This is a genomic window from Pedobacter sp. A2324 (assembly GCF_059693705.1).
Window position 1 is genome coordinate 58,968 of record NZ_JCASSK010000003.1, and the last position, 24,775, is coordinate 83,742.

Sequence of the window (24,775 nt, forward strand, 5' to 3'; positions counted from 1 at the left end):
ATTAGTTTCAATGAAAAAATACTTTTCACTCGTATTATTCGCTCACTCTGTTTTTGCATTACCCTTTGCCATGATTGGCTTTTTCCTGGGGGTTACCACCACAGAGAATCCTTTCTCCTGGTATAAACTGATTCTGGTATTGCTCTGTATGGTTTTCGCACGTAATTCGGCAATGGCTTTCAACCGGTATCTCGACCGCAATATTGATGCAAAAAACCCCCGCACTAAAATGCGTGATATTCCCGCCGGTAAGGTTTCTGCGGGCGAGGCTTTGACATTTGTGATCATCAACTGCTTGTTATTTGCAGCAACGACATACTTTATTAATCCCCTTTGCTTTTACTTGTCGCCCGTAGCCCTGTTTGTGGTATTGTTCTATAGCTACACCAAAAGGTTCACCGCATTGTGCCATTTGGTACTTGGCTTAGGCTTGTCCCTCGCTCCCATTGGTGCATATATCGCTGTAACCGGTCACTTTGCCCTCGTTCCGGTGTTGTATTCATTAACGGTGTTATTTTGGGTAAGTGGATTTGACATCATCTATGCTTTGCAGGACGAAGATTTCGACCGTGAAGAAAATTTACATTCCATTCCTTCGGCACTTGGCATTAAAAATGCTTTAAACGTATCAGTACTACTGCATGTGTTTTCAGCGGCCTGTGTAATCCTTCCCGTGTTTTTCACCACTTTCAGCTGGGTGTATTACATCGGAATTGTATTCTTCTGCGCCATGTTGGTTTACCAGCACCTGCTCGTAAAACCAAACGACATCAGTAAAGTAAACAGGGCTTTTCAAACCCTAAACGGATATGCATCAGTGGTATTTGCCATTTGCTTTTTAATTGATGCTTATTTGAGAACTAAGTAACATATCATGATAGAAAAAAAGATCAGAACATATATCCCACAGGAATTATCCATTACCTGGGAAAGCCTGGCACCACTTTTTAATGAGTTGCAGCGCCGCGAAATTAACAGTGCTGATGAACTGGAACAATGGTTAAAAGACCGTTCGGAATTGGAAGCTGCGCTGGAAGAAGATTTCGCCTGGCGTTATATTAAAATGAGCTGCGACACAGCCAATGAGGAACTGGTTAAAAACTTCCAGTACTTTGCAGAAGAAATTGAACCAAAAATTTCTCCCCTTTCTAACGAGTTGAATAAAAAATTCGTGGAGAGTCCTTTTATGGATGATCTTGACAAGGAGAAGTTCTTTGTATACAGCAGGGCAATTAAGAAAGCACTGGAAATATACCGTGAAGAAAACATCGAATTATTTACGCAATTGCAGGTTAAGCAACAGAAATATCAGGGCATCACCGGTGCCATGAGCGTTGAAATTAACGGGCAGGAATATACACTGGAGCAGGCATCAATCTTCATTAAAGACCTGAACCGCGAGGTGCGCGAAAATGCCTGGAAAACCATCCAGCAGCGCCGCCTGATTGATAAAGACGATCTGAATGTATTGTTCGATGAGCTGATCGGATTGCGCAACCAGGTAGCCTTAAATGCAGGCTTCGAAAATTACCGCGATTACATGTTTCAGGCATTAGGTCGTTTTGACTATACGCCACAGGATTGCTACGACTTTGCAAATGCCATTGAAAAGGAAATTGTTCCTATTTTAAAGGAGCAGGCAGAAAAACGCCGCGAAGCATTGGGACTTGAAACCTTAAAACCGTGGGATCTGGAAGTTAGCGTAAGTGGTAAACCTGCTTTAAAGCCATTCAACAATGGCGAAGAACTTATCGACAAGAGTATAGCCTGTTTTAATGCCATAGATGAAAAACTTGGGGTTAAGTTGGCAACCATGAAGGCCAACGGCCTGTTCGATGTGGAAAGCAGAAAAGGTAAGGCACCAGGAGGCTATAATTATCCACTTGCAGAAACCGGCGCTCCGTTCATTTTCATGAACTCAGCAAACTCCCTTCGCGATTTAACTACTATGGTTCACGAAGGCGGCCATGCCATCCATACTTTTCTAACCGCAAATTTAGAGCTGAACGACTTCAAGCACTGTCCTTCTGAAGTGGCTGAACTCGCATCAATGAGTATGGAGCTAATTTCAATGGACAAATGGGATGTTTATTTCGACAATGAAGAAGACCTGATCCGTGCTAAAAAAGAACAATTGGCCGATGTATTGAAAACGCTGCCATGGGTAGCCGTGATTGATCAGTTTCAGCATTGGATATATACCAACCCGGTACATACAGCGGCAGACAGAGAGGAAACCTTTAAACAGATTTACAACCGCTTTGGTGCCGGTTTTGCCAATTGGGATGACCTGGAGCAGCAATTTGGAAATGTATGGCAAAAGCAGCTGCATTTATTCGAGGTACCATTCTATTATATTGAGTATGCGATTGCACAATTGGGAGCGATTGCCGTGTGGAAAAATTCCAAAGAAAATCCACAGCAGGCTTTAGACCAGTATCTGGCTGCGCTATCATTAGGTTATACCAAACCCATGAATGAGATTTATGAAACTGCCGGTATCAAATTCGACTTCAGCGCAGAATACGTGAAAGAACTGGCTCAGTTTGTTAAAGAAGAGCTGGAGAAATTGGGTTAGCCGCTTAGTAAAAATTTCATTAATATGTCTCCCGCAGATTACATAGATGCACGCAGAAACTAATCTGCGAAAATCAGCGAAATCAGCGGGAGATTATATTTAATTTTATAAAATCATTTGCCGAACTAGCCCTCCTCTTTGCCCCTCGTTCGCATAATCAACAACATCACCAGGCCCGAAAGCAAAATCATAACCAGGTAGCTAAAACTTAAGTTGCGCTCATCTTTGGCGGGAAAGAAATTCACTACACCATAACTGAGAAAAGAAACGATGACATATGTAATTCCACCGGTTAAACCACCTGCGATACCTGCATTCTTTGGAAACTTACTCAGGCAAAAAGTAAAATAATTGTTAAAGGTATAGCCTGCACCAATGTGGATAATGAAAGCAAAAAAGATCAGCGAGAATAAATTGCTGATGAAATTCAAGCTCAAAATCATCAGTATCACGAATAACAGTTGAAAAAGAGAGTTAATAGCCAGCCGTTTGAAAAAAGGACGGTTGATGGTTGCCTTCCCGATAAAACCGCCAACCATCCAGGCAAAGCCCAAAACTAACGAACTGTAGCCTGCAATAACAGGTGAAAGATTAAGATGGTGCTCGATAATGAATGGCCCGGTCATATTATACACCATCACCATACAATAAGCTAAACCCAACATTACAATTCCTAAAGTAAAACTCGTGGTTTTCACCATTTGAACATAAATCCCGATGATTTTTTTCAACTGGAATTCGGTAATGTGCTTTAATGTTTCACCACTGTAAATCAGCTCCAGCAAGGCAAAAACAAGGGCAAAACCAGCTAGAAAATAGAAATTGGATTCCCAGCCAAAAGCCGCCTGCAGGTAACCACCAACAAAAGGAGCTACAATGGGCCCGGTTGACCAGATAATGGAAAACAGACTCAGGTAATGCTTCAGTTTATCTCCTGTAAACAAATCAACAAAATATGCCCGTTTGGCCACTACAATCCCTCCAACTGGTAATCCGTGAATAACCCGCATCAGATAGATAAGATAAATATTATGCGTAACGGCAATCACCAGACTCGCTACTGCAAAAATCAGCAACGCATAAAGGCAAATTTTATATCGGCCAAAACTATCGAGTAAACTGCCTACAAATAATTGGGCCACACCGTAACTGATCAGGAAGATACTCAAAGTAAGCTGAACCTGCACACTGCTCACGTTCATATCCCCCGCCATGTTGGGCAGTGATGGAATATAGATATCTGTTGCAAAGCCCGAAAGCGGAAGCAAAGCAAAAGCAAGTAACGTGGCTATTCCGTGATTCTTCTCTTTGATGTAAGATGCCTTTAAGCCCGATGGTGTCGTCATAAATTCAAATATTTGTGCCTTTCTTATGGAGGTGGCAAAAGTAGTATTTTATGACTTGCGGGCACGCAAACACGTTAAATAAACACATACAGATTACATTAACAATCTGTTTTGACATTTACCACAGAAAACTAGCCGAAAGAGAGATTATTTGCATTGTTTTCGCCATTCAGACTTGCTAGAATATCAGTGTAAAGAAATTAATATCCTGCTTTAAACGTTTTTAACCGATATTTTCCTAAGTTTGAAGAATACAACAAGCAAACTGAAATGTTCGAAAAGCTATTTAGAAAGAAATCTATTTCCAAGATATTAAAAGATGCAGCAAGCGGTTATGGCGATCATGAAAATACACTTCACAAAACCTTAGGTGTACGGGATTTAACGGCATTTGGTATAGCAGCAATTATCGGTGCAGGTATTTTCAGCACCATTGGAAAAGCAAGTGCAGATGGTGGTCCCGCAGTAATTTTCTTGTTTATTTTTACTGCAGTTGCCTGCAGCTTTGCAGCATTTGCCTATGCAGAATTTGCCTCTATGGTTCCTGTTTCAGGTAGTGCTTATACCTATTCCTATGTAGCCTTTGGCGAGCTGGTGGCCTGGATCATTGGCTGGTCGCTCATTATGGAATATTCCATAGGAAACATTACGGTAGCCATCTCGTGGTCAGACTATTTTACAGGACTGCTTTCCACTATAAAAATACCTTTTCTGGGCATCAATGGCATCCATGTTCCTGATTGGGCAACAATGGATTACTTAAGCGCCTATAACGGGCATAAACATGCAGAAGCGCTACTGGCTGCAGGCAAAAACCTGAATGGCCTGGATGCCGCAACAGCATTAGCCAACAATGCATGGCTCACTGCCCCGCAAATTGGCAGTTTCCACCTGGTTGCCGATCTCCCTGCACTGGGTATCATCATCCTGATTACCTGGTTAATTTACCGGGGTATGAAGGAAAGTCGCAACGCCAGTAATGCAATGGTTGTGGTGAAACTGGCAGTCATTTTACTGGTTCTGGCTGTTGGTATCTTTTATGTGGATACCAAAAACTGGGATCCCTTTGCTCCAAATGGTGTATCTGGAATTTTGAAAGGTGTATCAGCTGTGTTTTTTGCATACATTGGTTTTGATGCCATTTCAACTACTGCTGAAGAATGTAAAAATCCGCAGAGAGATTTACCCCGCGGAATGATGTGGGCCATTATTTTATGTACCATCTTATACGTGGCCATAGCACTGGTATTAACGGGAATTGTAAAATCTGATACGCTTGCTGTGGGTGATCCCCTTGCATTTGTATTCGATCAGATCGACCTTAAACTGATGAGTGGGATTATCGCCGTAAGTGCGGTATTTGCGATGGCCAGTGTGCTGCTGGTATTCCAGATGGGTCAGCCCCGCATATGGATGAGCATGAGCCGCGATGGTTTATTGCCAAAATCATTCTCCAAAATCCATCCCAAATATAAAACACCTTCATTTGCCACTATTGTTGTGGGCTTTGTAGTGGCGGTTCCATCGTTATTCATGAATTTAACGATTGTAACCGACTTATGTTCTATCGGAACTTTGTTTGCCTTCGTATTGGTATGTGCAGGGGTACTGGTATTGCAAAACCGTCCGGATGTACAACGAGGTAAATTTAAAATACCTTATGTAAACAGCAAATTTATTGTTCCTGTTGCATTTATTGCGGCACTCGCTTTTGCCTTTATACAATATAGTGCTGAAACAAAGGCATTCTTCCTTAACTCGCCAAAAACCGTTACCACGGTAAACTTCCTCACCTCATTAAATGGTGATGAGTTGAAAATAGTGAAGGAAGAAATCGTTAAAGATGCGGCACCACAGATCATATTGGCCGACAAAGTAGATGCTGAATCTTATCTAAGCGCGTTGCCGGGCGATCGCTACGAGCAGTTCATATCAGCATCGAAGATTTCCACCGAAAAGAGATATGAAAGTGGATGGGGCTTGTTCAAGCATAAAATACCGATGTGGATTTTTCTCATCATTTGTGTAATCATCTCTTTCTACTGCATCACTAAAAATCTTTCGCTAATCCCTGTTCTGGGCTTAATCAGCTGTTTGTACATGATGTGTGAACTTGGCATCTCAAACTGGATTGGGTTCGGTATATGGCTTGTTATTGGCTTAGTGGTTTATTTCGCGTATGGCTACAAACACAGCAAACTGGCTTTAGAAAGTTAATCTGTAATACAAAGAATTTACGCCCGTCAGTTGATCGTAACTGATGGGCTTTTTTATGACCTTGATTTTAGCTGATTATTTCTGCGTCCATCTGCGTAATCTGCGGGAAATAATAAAGATTAACTAAAACATAGTTCTCCCGCTGATTTCGCTGACTTTCGCAGATTAGTTTCTGCGAGTATCTGCGCAATCTGCGGGAAATATTTTAATAAAATTAACTAAAACATAATTCTCCTGATGATTGAAAATATAATTCTCCCGCTGATTTCGCTGATTTTCGCAGATTAGTTTCTGCGAGTATCTGCGCAATTTGCGGGAAATAATTTAAAAAAACGAAAACTGCCAGAAAGGCAGATTAACAGGGGCTTAGTGCGGGGTTAACAGGGGATTAGCAGGGGGTTAATAGGGACAATTCCCTGTCAACATCCTGCCAAACCACTGTCAACACCCCATTAATCCTAGTTCACTATTGAATCCTGAAACCACACAGATGGGCACAAAAAAGCCCTTCATAAAACTGAAGGGCTGATGATGAAATATGATATTGTTTATTTCTTAATGAAGCCTAGCGCAGTAATCAGCACCAGGCCTATGCCCGATGCGATCATGTAGACATTACCATAAGGGAGGTGATAAACCTTGGCGGCTGGGCCTGCTATAAACAGGCATATGCCCAGTATTAGAATTGCTGTTCTCATGATTAAACCGGCAATCGGTGGAGCTCGATATCGTCTGGCGTAACAAAGATAAGCGGAACCTTTTCTACATCAACATAACTGCTGTCCAATCCAAAACTCCGTTCTTCAGATAAACTGAGTTTCTTCAATATGAAATAATAATCCATAATGGTGCGCTCGTAAAAACTTAGCTTGGTAAATTTCGAAAGGTGTTTCTCCAGGATTACAAAACGGAAATCGCCCGCAATTTTATGTTTATTCAGCGAGGTATATTGACTGGTAATATCGATCTCCCCGTTTTTCACAAGCTCTTCAACCACTTTACGGTACAGCAGGTTTACCCGTTGCTCAATTCTGAAGCCTAATCTGAAATCGATCCTGATCAGCTTACCCGGAATGAGAAATTCAACTTTATAATCCAGGGTATAAGGTTCGTCCATTACGTCAACGTGAACAAGCCAATATACGTCAGCACGTTTCGGCTCTTTCTGAATAATGGAATATATAATTTTCGACTCAATTTCAGTTTTGAAGTTTGCACTTGTTAAATAAACAAGCTGAGACGAATATTTAGGTACACTTTCATCACCACTTAACTCACTTAAAATCTGATAATAATCTTCTATTTCTACGTATTTTACAAAACGGTTCTTAATTTTCCGTGCCACAAACCAGCTCCACATCACAGTGAACAAAAAGGAACCAATCATTACAGTTACCCAGCCACCATGAAGGAATTTAGTTAAATTACTGATTAAAAATGTACCTTCAATGATCGCATAAGTGAAGAAGAAAATAGCAATCAGGTATTTTGGAAAACGCCTGCTTCTTAAGTAAAAGCTCACCAGAATCGTGGTCATTAACATCGCTATGGTAATAGACAAGCCATAGGCGGCATCCATGCTTTCGGATTTTCTGAACAACAGCACGATTCCGCAGCATCCAATCCATAGCATCCAGTTAATTGATGGCACATACAACTGGCCTTTTGAAACTGATGGATACACGATCTTGATCTTTGGCCAGAGGTTTAAACGTACAGCCTCGGAGATTAAGGTAAATGATCCGCTGATTAACGCCTGACTGGCAATTACAGCGGCCATAGTAGCCAGGATCACCATCGGAATCTGAAAATGATCGGGAACAATCTGAAAAAAAGGATTCATTTTGGCTCCCGGAACATATGTGGAGCTGTTGTGCAACACCCACACCCCCTGCCCAAGGTAATTCAGGATCAGCATCAGCTTCACGAAAATCCAGCTGATGCGGATGTTATTTCGTCCGCAATGGCCCAAATCAGAGTAAAGGGCTTCCGCACCCGTTGTACATAAAAATACGCCACCCAGAATAAGAAATGCCAGTTTGTTGGTGACAAGGAGGTGTATAGCCCAATAGGGATTAAATGCACTGAAAATACTGAGGTCTTTTACAATATAGGAAACGCCCAAAATTCCCAGTACAGCAAACCAAACGAACATTACCGGACCAAAAAGTTTCCCAACCAGATTGGTTCCGAACTGCTGAATGATAAAAAGTATGGTGAGAATGACCAGAACAATTGGAATAACCTGAATGTCGAATTTTCTGGTTAGCCCCTCAATTGCAGACGTTACGGTAATACTGGGCGTGATAATACCATCGGCAAGTAAAGCGCACCCTCCTACTACTGCAGGAACAACGAGCCATTTGGCCTTTTTACGTACCAGAGAAAAAAGAGAAAAAATACCACCTTCACCCTTATTATCGGCCCTTAAAGTAATGATCACATATTTGACTGTCGTTTGTAATGTCAGCGTCCAGATGATGCAGGAGAGCACTCCGAGTACATTTTCAGGATTGATATCTTGCCTGCCGCCCAGAATTGTTGTAAAGATTGCATTGAGGGTATAGAGCGGAGAAGTACCGATATCACCGAACACAATTCCCAGACTAATCAGCACCCCACCGGCGGTTAACGCATTGACATTTTTATGATTTGACATGTCATTATATTTTTAAGTGGGGCAAAAGTAAAAAACTATAACAAATTAACAACCAAATTATTGTGTATTTTTCACACTTTGAAAAACAATTTTTATTGTTAAATTGTGTTAAATTATGATTATTGAATAAAATGTTTAATTTCTTTGTATTAAATTAATAACTTTGTTCTACTATTGATGAAACTTTACACTAAGATAACGTTGCTCGCGAAATTGATGTGCACATTGTGCATTGTTTTGCTATGTAGCGTAAATTCCTGGTCGCAAGAAGTTGATAGTATTCATATTACCCTGAAAGGGAGAACAAAGAAAGTAAGCAGGGTTCCTGAAATAAAGGCCAATATCCAACCTTATAAGCCGTTATACATGTCGATTGGTGGAGCCGCTATGTTTAACACTTACTCCAACACCACAAAAAACACTTCTGTTGCTGCAAAAGATAAACTTTTAACAATCGTTAAAATTTACCCTAACCCGGTAGAAGATCAGTTGAATGTGATCCTTTCAATCGGAAAAGACAATACCCAGACGACCATCAAAGTGATTGACCTTTTAGGGAATGAAGTGGTTACACTTCTAAACGAAAGATTAAATTCCGGCGACCAGACCAAAAGTTTCACTATTCCCAGCAGAGTAAACGCAGGCATTTACTTTTTAAGGGTAATTGCCGGTTCGGAAAGCCAGGTAAAAAGGATCTCTGTTTTATAACATCATTTTCTTTTCTATTTTTGAAACCATGGGCTTGTCCCGTTTGTATTGCTATACCCTAATATTACAAAAATGAAAATCATTGCCGTAGGCCGCAATTATGCCGAACATGCCAAAGAACTGAACAATCCGGTTCCCACCACTCCCGTAATCTTTATGAAGCCGGATACGGCATTGTTAAAAGACAACAAGCCTTTCTATTTACCCGATTTTTCAAGCGATATCCATTTCGAACTTGAAGTGGTGCTCAAGATATGTAAAGAGGGTAAACACATTGCAGAGAAATTTGCGGGAAACTATTTCGATGAAGTGGGACTAGGTATTGACTTTACTGCACGCGATATTCAGAGTAAACACAAGGAAAAAGGTTTGCCCTGGGAACTGGCCAAAGGCTTTGACAATTCTGCGCCGGTAAACATCTTTTTACCAAAAAGCGATTTTGAAGATCTTTATAACCTAAATTTTGAGCTGAAAGTAAATGGTGAAACCCGTCAACAGGGACATACTAAAGATTTATTGTTCTCGTTCGAGAAACTAATCAGCTTTGTTTCGCAATACATTACGCTTAAAAAAGGTGATCTTATTTTCACCGGAACACCGGAAGGCGTTGGCAGAACAAACAAGGGCGATAAACTCGAAGCCTGGCTGCAAGGTAAACAACTTTTAAATTTTGATGTAAAATAAAGCATGATTAAATCCCATATCTTGAATATCACCAAGTTTTTTATCTACATTTTACTTCTATTTACATTCAACCCGTCTGGTGCACAACAAATTTTCACCAACAACAGATACCCGATCACGGATTTCCGGCAACCATTAGACATTACGCCCCCCGCTCTGGCAGGTTCATTTGGCGAAATACGGGGTAACCACTTCCACTCAGGAATAGATTTCAGGACTAATCAAAGGGAGGGATATCCGGTTTATGCTGTTGCCGACGGCTATATATCCAGACTGAGGGTTCAGAACAGTGGCTTTGGCCAGGCACTTTACATCAATCATCCCAACGGTTTTACAACAGTTTACGGGCATCTGCAACGTTTTTCGCCCAAGATTGCTACTATCGTTAAAAATCTGGAGTACGAAAAAAAGTCTTTTGAAATAGATGAATTTCCTGATGCAACACTTATACCCGTGCGTAAGGGTGAGGTGATTGCCTGGTCTGGAAACCGGGGAAGCTCAGGTGGCCCCCACCTCCACTTTGAAATCAGGGACACCAAAACCGAAGAAACCATCAATCCACAGTTCTTTGGTATTGTGATCCCGGATAATATACCTCCTGTAATCCACGGACTATATGTTTACCGTTTGAACGGAAAATCATTTAATGAAGCAACACCTAAACAAGCCATAGCTATTACGGGTGCGGGAGGGCTTTATAAAGCTAGCGCTCCGGTTAATTTAACCGGTGAGGTTGGATTTGGAGTAGTTACGACTGATCGCCATAACGGGATGTCGGGCACAAATGGCGTTTACTCCATCCAGCTGGAACTTGATGGCAAAATGATTTACACTTCAGCACTCGAGCGCTTTGCGTTTGAAGACAGCAAAGCGATCAATTCGCACATTGATTATCCCACTTATCTGAATACAAAAAGGAGCATTCAGAAAAGTTTTGTCGACCCGGGCAATCCACTTAAAATTTATAGTGGCCTGATCAACAATGGCCGGATTAGTTTTAATGATGGCGCAACTCACCAGCTTCGGTATATCATCACCGACTCAAAAGGGAATGCATCTGCGCTCTCTTTTACGGTGAACGCAGGGTCAGCCCCAGCGGTCACCCCTATCGTTCCAGGGGGGACTATCTATGCTTTTGGCAAAGAGAACGAATTTACCGTAGAGGGTGTAAAAGTGGTATTACCAAAGGGAACTTTATACAGTGATTTGAACTTCAGTTATAAAAAGTTACCAAAACCTGCAGGCAATGCATGGTCTGAAATACACCAGATTCACAACCGGTTTACGCCATTGCATGTAGGCTTTAATTTATGGATCAAGGCTGATCAGTTGCCTGAAGGTTTGCGTAACAAGGCATTAATTGTGAATAGTAACGGATCGGCACAAGGTGGATATTTTGAAGATGGGTATATTAAAGCCACGCCAAAAAATTTCGGCAATTTTTATATTTCAACGGATACCGTTGCACCAAGAATTACTGCAGTTAATATTTCCGAAGGGAAAAGCATGGCCGGTTTATCAAAAATCCTGTTTAAAATTAGTGACAACCTTTCCGGAATTAAAAGCTTTAACGGTTACATCGATGGCCAGTGGGCTTTAATGGAGTTTGATGCCAAAACGGCCACCCTTTGGCACAGCTTTGATGAAAGAACCGGTGCCGGCAAACACACACTGGAGTTAGTGGTAAGCGATTTAAAAGACAACGTGAGACGGTATACCGTAAATTTTTCAAAATAGACAGGTAAAAGGTAAACAAATACATACTCCAGGGGAATTTGAAACTGTGGTCTCAGTATCATCTTTTAACATTTACTGAACACTACTATCGGCTAAACTGTTTACCTTGCAAATTCTATCATTTACTCATTCAAAATTCAATCATTATAAACATGGCAGAGTTAAAGGAAGGTGATCAGGCACCTGATATTACATCAAAAGATCAAAACGGCAACACGGTATCGTTAAGCGATTTCAACGGGAAAACCGTTATTTTATATTTCTACCCAAAAGATGATACACCTGGATGCACAGCAGAAGCTTGTGATTTCAGGGATAATTACCAGGGTTTACAGGCAAAAGGCATTGTGGTATTAGGGGTAAGTGTTGATGACGAAAAGTCGCACCAGAAGTTTGTAACCAAGCATAATTTACCTTTTACCTTACTGGCCGATACCGATCAGAAAATTGTAACTGACTACGGCGTATGGGCAGAAAAAAACATGTATGGCAAGAAATATATGGGCACGGTAAGGACCACTTTTATCATTGATGAAGCAGGCAAAATTGCTCACATTATCAAGAAAGTAGATACCAAAAACGCCTCTCAGCAAGTACTGGAATTAATCAATAACTAATTATGATATAGCAAGTAAAATATTAACTTTGCTAGATAACAACAACCTCTTATTTTAATGAAACATACAATTAAAGAGCTAGAAGATATTGCTTCACAGATCAGACGGGATATCGTAAGAATGGTTCACGGATGTCAGTCTGGCCACCCGGGTGCTTCACTTGGATGTACAGACTTTTTTACCGCATTATACTTTGAAGTACTGAACCACAAAACAGATTTTACCATGGAAGGTGCAGGAGAAGATCTTTTTTTCCTTTCCAACGGACATATCTCACCAGTATGGTACAGCACACTTGCACACGCAGGTTATTTCGATAAAAGTGAACTGGCAACTTTCCGTAAGTTGGATTCGAGATTGCAGGGACACCCTACAACACACGAACACTTACCGGGAATCCGCATTGCCTCTGGCTCACTCGGGCAAGGTTTATCAGTTGCCATTGGTGCTGCCCTTGCTAAAAAACTAAATGGCGATAAATCTTATGTTTTCGCATTATTAGGTGATGGCGAGTTACAGGAAGGACAAAACTGGGAGGCGGCAATGTTTGCGCCATTCAATAAAGTAGACCACCTGATTGCTTCTGTGGATTATAACGGTCAGCAGATTGATGGACCAACGAACAAAGTATTGGCACTGGATGATTTACAGGCCAAATTCGAAGCTTTCGGATGGCATGTAATCAATACAGACGGAAACGATATGCAGGCGATTGTTGAAGGTTTACATTATGCTAAAACCCTAACCGGAAAAGGCAAACCTATTTTAAACCTAATGAGTACGCAAATGGGTGCTGGTGTAGACTTTATGATGGGCACACATAAATGGCATGGTACTGCTCCGAACGATGAGCAATTGGCTATTGCTTTGGCTCAGTTACCAGAAACCTTAGGGGATTACTAATTTAGATTGGAGATGAGGGTTGTGAGATTGAGTTTCATAACTAATATCTAAAATATCATATCGAATATATAATGAAAAAATACACATATACAGAAAAAAAGGATACACGTTCAGGATTCGGTGCTGGTTTACATGAAGCAGGCAAGAAAAATGAAAACGTAGTTGCTTTATGTGCCGATTTAGTTGGATCGCTTAAAATGGAGGCGTTCATCAAAGACTTCCCGGAGCGTTTTACTCAGGTGGGGATTGCCGAGGCGAATATGATTGGTATCGCCGCCGGAATGACTATTGGTGGTAAAATTCCGTTTACAGGAACATTTGCCAATTTCTCTACAGGACGTGTTTACGACCAGATTCGTCAATCGGTAGCTTATTCTAACAAAAACGTTAAAATTTGTGCATCACATGCAGGCTTAACGCTTGGTGAAGATGGCGCAACACACCAGATTTTAGAGGATATAGGTTTAATGAAAATGTTGCCTGGAATGGTGGTAATCAACCCATGCGATTACAACCAAACCAAAGCAGCTACTATTGCGATTGCAGAGTACGAAGGACCGGTTTATTTACGTTTTGGTCGCCCGGTGATTCCTGTATTTACAGATCCTGATCAGAAATTCGAGATTGGTAAAGCCTGGATGGTAAACGAGGGTACCGATGTAACCATTATTGCTACCGGACACATGGTTTGGAAAGCAATTGAAGCTGGTGAAAAGTTAGCTGAGCTTGGTATTGACGCAGAAATTATCAATATCCATACCATCAAACCGCTGGATGACGAAGCGATTTTAAAGTCGGTTAAGAAAACAGGATGCGTGGTGACTTGTGAAGAGCATAATAAATTTGGTGGCTTAGGTGAAAGTGTTGCACGTTTGTTGACAACTGAATTGCCAACTCCGCAAGAATTTGTGGCTACAAATGATACTTTTGGAGAAAGCGGTACACCAGACCAGTTAATGTCTAAGTACGGTTTAGATGCAGTGAACATTGTTGAAGCTGTACAGAAAGTAATCGGCAGAAAAAAATAATAATTTTTAAATCACGAAGGCACTAAGCACACCAGGTATTGAAATCTGGTGATCTTGGTGCCTTTATGGTAAATGAGATAAATTCCCTCGATGAAACAAGTTGAAGATTCAGAAATTCTTGCAATGTTTGCTGTCGAGAAGACCCGTAATGAGGCCTTTAACCTGCTGTTAAAAAAATACCAGCAGAAAATTTACTGGCACATCAGAAGGCTGGTTTTAAACCACGACGATTGCGACGACCTGATCCAGGAAGTGTTTGTAAAGGTTTGGAAAAACCTGGATAAATTCAGAAGCGATTCGCAATTGTACACCTGGATATACCGTATCGCTACAAACGAATCCATCACCTTTTTAAACAAGCAAAAACAAAAAAACAACACCCCGCTGGATGAGGTTTCTTCGGAACTTGCCGACAACCTCGTAGCTTCCTCCTATTTTAACGGCGATAAGCTGGAGCTGAAACTACAGAAAGCGATCCTGACCCTTCCCGAAAAACAACGCATTATCTTCAACATGAAATACTTTGATGACATGAAGTATGAAGAAATTTCGGAAGTTTTGGGAACATCCGTAGGTGCACTTAAAGCATCATTTCATATTGCTGCAAAAAAAATTGAAGCAATTATCACAAATGATGAAATTGACTTTTAAACCTTTTGCCAAAAATTAAATCATATATCTGTGATGAACGAAAATATTGATAATAACGATTGGAGAAAGGAAGCCCCCAGCCTCGCTGCAAGGGTAAAAAATAATCCTTTTATTACTCCGGATCATTATTTCGAAAGCGTAGAGGATAGTGTTGCATCGGCAATATTTTTAGATCGGCTGAAACAGGAAACCATTGAAAACCGGTTCGAGGTTCCACAGGATTACTTCGAGGCGTTAACGGAGCGTATTGAAACGCAAATCAGGCTTAGTGAAATTCCTCTGCCCCAGAATACCTTTGAGGTTCCTGAAAATTACTTTGATTCTTTACAAAACAGAATCACCTCCAGAATTGCGGCAGAGCAACCTAAGCCAGTGGCCAGGATAATTCCATTGTGGAGAAGAAACATCGTAAAGTATGCAAGCGCAGCCTGTTTTATCCTGATGGCATCGTTCGGTGCATATTTTTACCAGAATGACACTTCGGTTCCTTTAGCCACTACTAATGTATCTGATCTGGCAAACGAACAGTTATTGTATGATATTGATGAGAATACGATAATTGAGCACTTAGAGGCTGATACGAAAACATCATCAAATAATGCTTCTGCGTCAGATACAGAAGTGGAAAACTACATATTGAGTAATTTCTCTTCAAGCGATCTTACTCATGCATTAAATAATTAATTAAATGAAGAATTTATTATTCGTTGCTTTAATACTGTTACTGCCGGCAACTTTACTGGCCCAGCGACCTAAAGCCGAGGAAATTGAGTCGCTAAAAATTGCCTACTTTACTCAGAAGCTGGATCTTTCCCCTGATGAAGCCAAAGTATTCTGGCCTATTTACAATAGCATGCAAACAGAGCAGGATGCTTTACGCAAAGAGCGCATGCAGAAAATGATCTCTTTCAGAAAAACGACCGAGATTGATGACCTCACCGATGCGCAGGTTCAGAGCCTGATCATCAGCGAGTTTGATTTTAAACAAAGAGACCTTAACCTGGATAAAAAATATTATAACAAACTGAAGTCGAGTTTACCGATTAAGGTTGTAGGAAAGTTTTACAGGGCACAGGAAGGATTCAAAAGGGAATTGCTTAACCGCTACAAAGGCGGACCAAGATAAAAGGGAAGACTTGCAGGAATGCAGGTCTTTTTGTTTAAAGGACTAATGTAATTTCCTTATTTTTGTCCCATGCTTACACAACGTCAGTTGTTTCTACAACACAATGCGCAAACCTCTCCCGAACCTTTAATGCTCGAATTTGTAAGGGCTAAAGGCGTTTACATCTATGATTCTGCAGACAAAAAACACCTGGATTTAATCGCAGGGATTGGGGTAAGCAACGTTGGTCATTGCCATCCTGCGGTAGTAAAAGCTATTCAGGAGCAGGCCGAAACCTATATGCACCTGATGGTTTATGGTGAGTATGTTCAAACGCCGCAGGTTAACTTTGCCAAAGCACTGGCTGATATCCTGCCTGAAACCCTAAGCTGCACCTATTTCCTGAACTCGGGTACTGAAGCCGTGGAGGGTGCAATGAAACTCGCCAAACGCTACACGGGCAGAAAAGGATTTATTGCCTGCAGGAATGCCTACCATGGCAGTACCCAAGGTGCTGAAAGTTTAATGGAAAGTGATTTTTATTCTTCAGGTTACGGGCCTTTCCTGCCCCATGTCAGTTTTATCGACCACAATAAACTTGCTGATCTCGATCTGATTACTGAAGATATTGCAGCTGTTTTTATAGAACCTATACAAGGCGAGGCTGGTATCAGGGTGGCCGACTTAAACTACATGAAAGCTTTGCGAGCCAGATGTAACGAAACCAAAACCCTTCTGATATTCGATGAGATACAATCAGGATTTGGCCGGAGTGGTAAAATGTTTGCCTTTGAGCATTATGATATTGTTCCTGACATTTTGCTTTTAGCCAAAGGAATTGGCGGCGGAATGCCTATTGGTGCTTTTATCAGCTCTTTAGAAATCATGTCGGTATTATCACATACCCCTATATTGGGGCACATGACCACTTTCGGCGGACACCCGGTGTGCTGCGCCGCTGGTTTGGCCACCCTCAGGTTTCTGGTTGATGAAAAAGTAGTGGAAGAAGTAGAACAAAAAGGTGAGTTATTCAAAACGCTCCTGCAGCATCCTGCGATTAAAGAAATCAGGGGTAAAGGATTAATGCTGGCTGTAGAATTTGAGAGTTTTGAGACGAATAAAAAGATTATTGACGCATGTATTCTTGACGGCGTATTATCCGATTGGTTTTTGCATTGCAGCAATTCCATGCGTATCGCTCCTCCACTGATCATTAGTAAAGAAGAAATCGAAGAAGCCTGCGCAATCATTCTGAAAAATGTTAATTTAGTACTTCAAGACTAAAGAGTAAAAACAATCTTGATACCTCACTACCTGATACTAGAACTTTAATTCTATATGAACGTACTAATTGTTGAAGATGAAAAAAGCCTGGCCCTGGAAATGGATGAATTTCTAAGCAAGGAGGGTTTTACTGTAGAGCATGCCTGGAAAAAAACTTCGGCTGAGGAGAAAATCTTCGTCAATAATTATGACTTCATTTTACTGGATTTAGGCTTGCCGGATGGCGATGGCTTTGAAGTTTTAAAACAGTTGAAGGCATTGAAAGACCGGGACGATGCGGTAATCATTCTAACTGCCCGCAGCGCGGTAGACGATCGGATTAAGGGCCTGGATGAGGGAGCCGATGACTATCTGCCTAAGCCCTTTTCACTCAACGAGCTGCTGGCTCGTATGCATGCCATCACCAGAAGAAAACACAAACTGGAAAAGAACGAAGTCAATGTACACGATTTCCTGCTGAATATTCAGAACAGAACGGTTTCTTTCGGAGACGAAAGGTTAAACCTGACTAAAAAGGAATTTGAAATCTTCAATTACCTCGTACTAAATAAAAACCGCGTAGTATCCCGCATGAGTTTAACCGAGCATGTTTGGGGTGATATTTTAGAAGTTAATTCTGACTCAAACTTTGTGGATGTGCACGTAAAAAACCTCCGTAAGAAACTTGCTGCCATTACCCCTATCGACTGGTTTGAAACGGTGAGAAGTATTGGATACCGGATCAACTGCTAATCCGGATCGTGTCTGCCAATAAACATCATCCTTTAACATCTAACACCTTCCATCATGAAGTTGCAGGTTAAATTTTCCTTGTATAATGCAATCACCAAAATAGCCATTGTGCTGCTTCTGGGTTCGATTATATTGTTCTCATTGGATAAACTGGCCTATAACCAACTTGATAGCCGCCTGATTAAAAAGAAAAACAAAATCATTGAGCACTTAAACGATGATGAAATTGACAGCCTGTTAAACAAAGGTGAATCATTTACCGATTACAACATCCTGAAAGAGGAATTCATCGTCCTCACCGACATTCCCGATCGTCAAACGGATTCGATAGCGACCGTTTATACTGAAAAAAGAGAAATTGAAGGGGATATAGAGGTTTACAGGATTCTCAATTATAAGTTTTCCTACCATACTAACTGGTATAATCTCGAGATTGGGGAAACCATGACCACTTTGCAGTCGATTAAAAATTCAATCCGCTTTTACATGCTTATTGTTCTGGTATCGGCCTTGCTGATTACCCTCGTAACAGATTATACCTTTTCAAATTTTTTGCTAAAACCCTTTTACCTGATCATTGATAAGAAGATTAACAGGGTAAATGATCCCTCTCACTATAATTACGAAAATATCCCTACAAACACCGACGACTTTAAGATTCTCGACAATAGCGTGAACTCCTTGATGAGGAAAATAAATACACTATTTGCACTTGAAAAGCAGTTTATTGCAAATGTATCACACGAACTGCTCACGCCGATTTCTATACTAAGTACCCGTTTCGAGAACATGCTTAACACGGCAGGCATTCCGGAAGAGCATGAGAATAAAATCTATGCTTCTCTGAAAACACTGAACCGCTTAAAAGTGATCATCAATAGTTTGCTACTGATCTCGAAGGTGGAGAACAATCAGTATTTGAAAACCGAGGAAATCAGTCTGAAACAGGAGATTTCAGATATATACGAAGATCTGGAAGACCGGATTGCAGACCGTGCCATCATTTACAAGTGCATGCTGGATGATGATTTGCTGTTTACAGGAAATAAGGCACTCATACATACCCTATTGATTAACATTATCAATAATGCCATCAAGTACAATGTAAACGGTGGCTCCATATCCATTACTGGTAATAAAACGGAAGCTGGCTATGTGTTAACTATTGCCGATACTGGTTTAGGGATGGATAAAGAATTGGTTGAAAATGCCTTTGATCGTTTCGAACGCGGCCATACAGATGAAAATGGCTTTGGCCTGGGCCTGGCCATTGTGCAAAGTATTGCTAACTTTCACAAAATTAAAATTAATATCCAGTCGGAAGTAACCAGGGGCACCAGCATTTCGCTGCTTTTCTAAAATGAAAATTCACTGATGTTTCAAGTGAATTCAGCTCGGTTCAATTCATTATCTTTGTAATCAATTTCTGGCCATCACTTGAAAAATCTATTCCTTATATGCTTCTACCTCCTTCTTTGTACCCTTTGCGGCTATGCGCAAAAGCCGGTAGAAATTAGGGATACCGTTCCACAGCATATATTCACTTTTAAGGAAATAGAGGTTTTCGAAGATACGCAAAGTAAGTTTTCTTTTGAAGAAGTTAAAAGCCAGCGGTTTAACGGCAACTTTAAGGCGAGTTTAACGAGTACACCACAAACAAAAGAACTGAATAAAACGTACTGGGTTCGCATTAGGGTCAAAACCAATACCCAGGCCAGGAAACCTTTTGTGCTGGAATTTTTTGATCAGACAATCGATCACATTACGGCATATGTTCCGCAACCAAGTGGAGACTATAAGGTGGAAAATCTGGGTGATGCCAATAACTTCGAAAAGCGGCTTATTCACCATAAAAATTTTGAGATCCCAATACAAAACGAAGGTAATCAGGAAAGGACATATTATTTCAGGATCAGTTCTTCACAAATAGCAGACATCATCATCGTACTCAGAACCACTGAATGGTTTATTTCCTATGCCCTTGATGAATATTTCTATTTCGGCATTTTTTATGGAATGATCCTCGTTTTTAGTTTCTACAACCTCATCATGTATATCGCAATCAAGCAGAAGCAATACCTGTTTTATGTGCTGTATAACTTAAGTGTGGGTTTCTTTGAAATGAGTTCGGATGGTATAGCTTACCAGTATTTGTGGCCCCATGCCCCGGCCTGGAACCAGCTGGCATATGCGTTTGCATTATGTGCAACCAGTATCTTTGCTTTACTCTTTACCCGCGAATTGCTTTATGTGAAGGCGAAAGCACCAAAAGTTAATCAACTGATTATCGCGGTGATTACACTGCGGCTTGTCTTTTTTGTGTACTGCTACCTGTTCGATCAGACTTTATTCAGCTATAAATTTATTGAGGCCATCCCGCTTTCTGTGGCTTTTTTTACCGGCATTTACATCTTTAAAAACGGCTACCAGCCGGCGCGCTTTTTTGTGCTGGGCTATAGTTTTCTGTTCCTAGGCTTTACCCTGAAATTTTTAATCATGCTGGGAATTGGCTGGCTGAATTTTGGTGCCATCAGCTACTACAGTTTAAGCTTCTGTTTTGTGCTGGAGATGATCTTTTTATCCTTTGCCATTGGAGATAAAGTCCGGATCCTGAAGTTGAAAAAAGATAAGGCCCAGCAAAAGATGATCAGGCAAATGGCTGTAAATGTCAAACTGAAAGATTCGTTAAATCAGGAACTGGAAACCAAGGTGGAGGAGCGTACCCGCGAAGTTTATCATAAGTCGCTGATTATCGAGAGTAAAAATCAGGCCCTGGAAGAAGCCAATGCACTGCTGCAACAACAGGCAGAGGAAATTTCAAGAATGAATGTGTTGCTCGAACACGATAATGAAGAATTGCAGACCAGTGTAGAGAAGGTAACGCGAGATCGGGTCATGAATACGGATGTTGACTTTGAGGAGTTCAGCAGAATTTACCCGGACAAAGAATCGTGCTATGAATTTCTTTCACAATTAAAATGGAGTAAAGGGTATCATTGCAGAAAATGCAATAACGATCACTTTTTTAACGGTCACATTCTTTATAGCCGCCGCTGTAGCAAATGCAGTTATGAGGAATCGGTTACGACGTATACGATCTTTCATAACACGCGTATTCCCATCAATAAAGCCTTCTACATGATCTTCCTGATCTACTCATCTAAAGGAAAGATCTCCTCCCATAAGCTTTCTGAATTGCTATCAATCCGGCAAAGCACTTGCTGGACCTTTGGTTCGCGCATTAAAAAAGTGATGGAAGACCGGAAGAAAACTCTCAGCAAAACGGGTAAAAACGGCTGGAGTCAGCTGGTAATCGAGTAAACCACTACCATATAAGGTCACATTCTTGTTGTATTTATCGATTTGTTTAAGAAAAACAAACAGGTACCTAAGCGTATCAAACTACTGCCGCAGCACAGCTTCTTTAGCCTGATTAAAGCCTGATAATCAAGCTTAAAAGGGCTTTATCAATCGCGGTATTAAAGCGTATCAATATCGTTATAAAAAACTATATATCAATTAGTTACGTAATTTTATTTCGGATGAAAACTTGTTTTTAACACTAAATCAATGCTAACTTTACACCCTATAATATTAACAGAGCAAAAATTATGAGAAAAAAGTTTACATTGCTTATGGTTTGTATTTTATGCCTCACCTCCTGGGGATGGGCACAAAACATCACCATAAAGGGTTTGGTAAAAGATAACCAAGGTTTACCCTTGCCCGGCGTTTCTGTGAAAGTGAAAGGAACCAATCAGGGTACTTCTACAGGCGACAACGGTTCATACAGCATTAGTGCACCTCAAAATGCGGTATTGGAATTCGCCTTTATTGGCTTTAAAACAATTGAACAAACCATTGGCGGCCGCACTTCAATTAATGTTACACTAACCGACGATAACCAGCAGCTAAATGAAGTGGTTGTAATTGGTTATGGTACCACAGTAAAAAAAGACTTAACTACTGCTGTTGTTTCCTTGTCATCTAAAGATATTGAGAACCAGCCGGTGACCAATCCGCTACAGGCGATTCAGGGTAAGGCAGCCGGGGTACAGATTACTTCGCAGTCAGGTAAACCAGGTTCAGGAGTATCGGTTACTATTCGTGGTAATACTTCGATTAATGCCTCCAACAGTCCCCTATACGTAATTGACGGGGTTACTTCACGTGATGCAAGTTTCCTAAATCCTACAGATATCGAAAACCTGGTGATCTTAAAAGATGCATCTGCAGCAGCTATTTACGGTTCCAGTGGCGCAAACGGGGTAATCTTAATTACCACGAAGAAAGGTTCATCTGATAAAATCCGTGCAACCTTTAATGCATTTACAGGTTTCTCTAATCTATGGCAAAAACAGGATGTACTGAACAAAGACCAGTATATCTCCTTAATGAAAGAACTGGGTTACGACACCAATGGTTTAGGAAACGAAAATACCGACTGGCAGGATTTAACTTTCGGAACAGGCGTACAAAACAGCTATCAGGCATCTATTTCTGGCGGTATTCAAGGCGGACAATATTCACTTTCTACCGGATATCAGCAAGACAAAGGTGTGGTTGCGCCAGCTAAACTGGATAAATATACCTTGCATTTCAACGGTTCTCAAAACATCACCAAATGGTTAAAACTGACCGGAAATGCCGCATTAACGCAAAGCAATTCTGTTGATGTAAGTGATAATAATAACGTGGCGAGAGGGGGAACAATCTTATCTGCCCTTACTACGCCACCAACCATCGGTGTTTATGCAGCTAACGGAACTTATGCCTTTAACCCTTATAAAGGTGGTTCAGAAAATCCTGTTGCCAATGCTTTCGCAGCAAAAAACAGCAACAGAAACTTCCGTTTCCTTGGTGCTTTTGCCGCTGAAATTAAGTTTACGCAGGATTTCTCTTTTAAATCGAGTATCAGTACCAATAACAATGACAACCGTTATTCTTATTTCTTAGACCCCTACTCCACCGATTACGGCAGAACACAGAAGGGGATCAGAAATGCAAACTTTAGTACAGACCATGTTTGGTTGAATGAGAACATTTTTAACTACACCAAAAACTGGGGTAAAAATGCTTTCACTGCAACAGGTGGTATGACGCTGCAGGAATCTAAATACTACTATTTAGGCTATAATGAACAAAACTTTATCGGAACAAACGGACAGCTTTTAGATAGGGGAACTTCTATTCCTGTTCAGCTTCCAACAGCTTCGCAATGGAGCAAACGTTCATATTTAGCCCGTTTAACTTATGCTTACGATAGCAAATATTTATTCAGCACCAATTTCAGGGCAGATGGTTCATCCCGTTTCGGACCTGAAAACAGGTATGGTTATTTCCCTTCGGCATCTGTTGGGTGGAGAATTTCGGGCGAGAACTTTTTAAAAGAGGTTAAATCCATTAATGATTTAAAACTAAGAGCGAGCTGGGGTAAGGTAGGTAATGATGAAGGCATTGGAGATTATTCGTACTTAGAACTGTATACACCAACAACTCAGGGCTCATATGTATTTTCTCAACTCCCTAATCCAGGGTTGAAATGGGAAGAAACAACACAAACCAATATCGGTTTGGATTTGACCATGTTCAACAGCCGTTTAATTTTTACTGCCGATGCTTACCTGAAAAAAACGAAAGATTTACTGATCAACCAGCCATTGCCTAACTCCATTGGTTTCGGAAGCATTGCTTCTAACGTTGGGGATATGGAAAATAAAGGTTTGGAGTTTGTACTAACCACCAAGAACTTTGTAAAAGACAGATTCACCTGGACTACCGACCTGAACTTCTCGCTCAACCGCAATAAGGTAACCAGTTTAGGTAATAAGGTAAGCTCCATCACTTTCGGTGGAATCTACGAGCGTGATGCCGCCATCAGAGTGGTAACAGGCCGCCCGTTGGGAAGCTTTTATGGCTATGTTTCAAACGGTGTTGATCCACAAACCGGAAACATTGTGTATCAGGATTTAAACGGCGACAAACAGATCAATGCGGACGACAGAACTTTTATTGGTTCGGCACAACCTAAATTCACTTACGGCGTTAACAACACATTTACATTCGGAAACTTTGGCCTGAACTTTTTGTTCCAGGGTGTACAGGGTAATCAAATGTTCAATGCTTCCAGAATGGAGCTTGAAGGCATGAATGACTCGAAAAACCAATCGGCAGTGGTACTGAACAGATGGACTACACCGGGACAGATTACGGATGTTCCAAAAGCCATTAAAGATAACACCAATAATACGCTTACATCAAGCCGTTTTGTTGAAGACGGATCGTACCTGCGTTTGAAAACGACTACTTTTTCTTACAACTTTGGTGCGGCTACTTTAGGAAAACTTAAAATGAGCAAAGTGATGCTATATGCTTCTGCCTATAACCTGTTGACTTTTACGAAGTATAGTGGCTTCGATCCGGAAGTAAATGTAAATTCTGCTAACGGACCGGCAATGGGTATTGATTATGGAACTTATCCACAGTCGAGAACTTTCTTATTTGGTGTTAATGTAGGCTTTTAATT

General features: G+C 40.9%; 20 protein-coding genes. 17 read left to right on the forward strand and 3 right to left on the reverse strand.

Features of this window, described 5'->3' with window-relative positions; translation table 11 throughout:
- The first annotated feature begins 10 nt into the window (after positions 1-10).
- On the forward strand, positions 11-868 hold the full coding sequence (locus AC570I_RS09580; protein ID WP_497405284.1) for a UbiA-like polyprenyltransferase: 858 nt from the start codon (positions 11-13) through the stop codon (positions 866-868).
- 6 nt (positions 869-874) lie between these two features.
- Entirely contained in the window at positions 875-2,578 is a 1,704-nt protein-coding gene (locus AC570I_RS09585) for a M3 family oligoendopeptidase (RefSeq protein WP_497405285.1), read from the forward strand.
- A 125-nt stretch (positions 2,579-2,703) separates the two neighbouring features.
- On the opposite strand, the gene AC570I_RS09590 is transcribed toward AC570I_RS09585, so the two are convergent.
- Positions 2,704-3,924 (reverse strand): MFS transporter, encoded by a 1,221-nt coding sequence (locus AC570I_RS09590; protein WP_497405286.1) that lies wholly within the window; start codon positions 3,922-3,924, stop codon positions 2,704-2,706.
- Between the two features lie 270 nt (positions 3,925-4,194).
- Here AC570I_RS09590 and AC570I_RS09595 point away from each other — a divergent pair, with 270 nt between their 5' ends.
- A complete protein-coding gene (locus tag AC570I_RS09595) occupies positions 4,195-6,141 on the forward strand; it encodes an amino acid permease (RefSeq protein ID WP_497405287.1) in 1,947 nt (648 codons plus the stop codon).
- Between the two features lie 548 nt (positions 6,142-6,689).
- On the opposite strand, the gene AC570I_RS09600 is transcribed toward AC570I_RS09595, so the two are convergent.
- Complete coding sequence (locus AC570I_RS09600) at positions 6,690-6,839, reverse strand: hypothetical protein (protein ID WP_156166696.1); 150 nt, start codon at positions 6,837-6,839, stop codon at positions 6,690-6,692.
- 2 nt (positions 6,840-6,841) lie between these two features.
- Complete coding sequence (locus AC570I_RS09605) at positions 6,842-8,800, reverse strand: KUP/HAK/KT family potassium transporter (RefSeq protein ID WP_497405288.1); 1,959 nt, start codon at positions 8,798-8,800, stop codon at positions 6,842-6,844.
- Between the two features lie 177 nt (positions 8,801-8,977).
- Between AC570I_RS09605 and AC570I_RS09610 the strand changes: the two genes are divergently transcribed.
- The 14 genes from AC570I_RS09610 to AC570I_RS09675 all read left to right on the forward strand — a co-directional run bounded on the left by AC570I_RS09610 (position 8,978) and on the right by AC570I_RS09675 (position 24,773).
- On the forward strand, positions 8,978-9,508 hold the full coding sequence (locus AC570I_RS09610; protein WP_082120609.1) for a T9SS type A sorting domain-containing protein: 531 nt from the start codon (positions 8,978-8,980) through the stop codon (positions 9,506-9,508).
- Positions 9,509-9,580: 72 nt separating this feature from the next.
- The gene (locus tag AC570I_RS09615) at positions 9,581-10,192 is read left to right on the forward strand and encodes a fumarylacetoacetate hydrolase family protein (protein ID WP_497405289.1); all 612 of its coding nucleotides are present in this window, start codon (positions 9,581-9,583) and stop codon (positions 10,190-10,192) included.
- A gap of 3 nt (positions 10,193-10,195) precedes the next feature.
- Entirely contained in the window at positions 10,196-11,929 is a 1,734-nt protein-coding gene (locus AC570I_RS09620) for a M23 family metallopeptidase (RefSeq protein ID WP_497405290.1), read from the forward strand.
- 152 nt (positions 11,930-12,081) lie between these two features.
- Positions 12,082-12,546, forward strand: coding sequence for a thioredoxin-dependent thiol peroxidase (bcp, locus tag AC570I_RS09625; RefSeq protein ID WP_047798535.1), 465 nt, complete (start codon positions 12,082-12,084; stop codon positions 12,544-12,546).
- Positions 12,547-12,603: 57 nt separating this feature from the next.
- The gene (locus tag AC570I_RS09630; RefSeq protein WP_497405291.1) at positions 12,604-13,449 is read left to right on the forward strand and encodes a transketolase; all 846 of its coding nucleotides are present in this window, start codon (positions 12,604-12,606) and stop codon (positions 13,447-13,449) included.
- A gap of 71 nt (positions 13,450-13,520) precedes the next feature.
- Positions 13,521-14,477 (forward strand): transketolase family protein, encoded by a 957-nt coding sequence (locus AC570I_RS09635; RefSeq protein ID WP_047798537.1) that lies wholly within the window; start codon positions 13,521-13,523, stop codon positions 14,475-14,477.
- A 90-nt stretch (positions 14,478-14,567) separates the two neighbouring features.
- A complete protein-coding gene (locus AC570I_RS09640) occupies positions 14,568-15,128 on the forward strand; it encodes an RNA polymerase sigma factor (RefSeq protein WP_047798538.1) in 561 nt (186 codons plus the stop codon).
- Positions 15,129-15,161: 33 nt separating this feature from the next.
- Positions 15,162-15,812: a hypothetical protein gene (locus AC570I_RS09645; RefSeq protein ID WP_047798539.1), complete on the forward strand. Its 651-nt coding sequence runs from the start codon at positions 15,162-15,164 to the stop codon at positions 15,810-15,812.
- A 4-nt stretch (positions 15,813-15,816) separates the two neighbouring features.
- Complete coding sequence (locus tag AC570I_RS09650; RefSeq protein WP_497405292.1) at positions 15,817-16,254, forward strand: hypothetical protein; 438 nt, start codon at positions 15,817-15,819, stop codon at positions 16,252-16,254.
- Between the two features lie 69 nt (positions 16,255-16,323).
- On the forward strand, positions 16,324-17,517 hold the full coding sequence (locus AC570I_RS09655) for an aspartate aminotransferase family protein (protein ID WP_497405293.1): 1,194 nt from the start codon (positions 16,324-16,326) through the stop codon (positions 17,515-17,517).
- Between the two features lie 54 nt (positions 17,518-17,571).
- Positions 17,572-18,249: a response regulator transcription factor gene (locus tag AC570I_RS09660; protein WP_497405294.1), complete on the forward strand. Its 678-nt coding sequence runs from the start codon at positions 17,572-17,574 to the stop codon at positions 18,247-18,249.
- Between the two features lie 54 nt (positions 18,250-18,303).
- On the forward strand, positions 18,304-19,608 hold the full coding sequence (locus tag AC570I_RS09665) for a sensor histidine kinase (RefSeq protein ID WP_497405295.1): 1,305 nt from the start codon (positions 18,304-18,306) through the stop codon (positions 19,606-19,608).
- A 78-nt stretch (positions 19,609-19,686) separates the two neighbouring features.
- The gene (locus AC570I_RS09670) at positions 19,687-21,570 is read left to right on the forward strand and encodes a 7TM diverse intracellular signaling domain-containing protein (protein WP_497405296.1); all 1,884 of its coding nucleotides are present in this window, start codon (positions 19,687-19,689) and stop codon (positions 21,568-21,570) included.
- A 290-nt stretch (positions 21,571-21,860) separates the two neighbouring features.
- Positions 21,861-24,773: a SusC/RagA family TonB-linked outer membrane protein gene (locus AC570I_RS09675; RefSeq protein WP_497405297.1), complete on the forward strand. Its 2,913-nt coding sequence runs from the start codon at positions 21,861-21,863 to the stop codon at positions 24,771-24,773.
- The last annotated feature ends 2 nt before the right edge of the window (positions 24,774-24,775 follow it).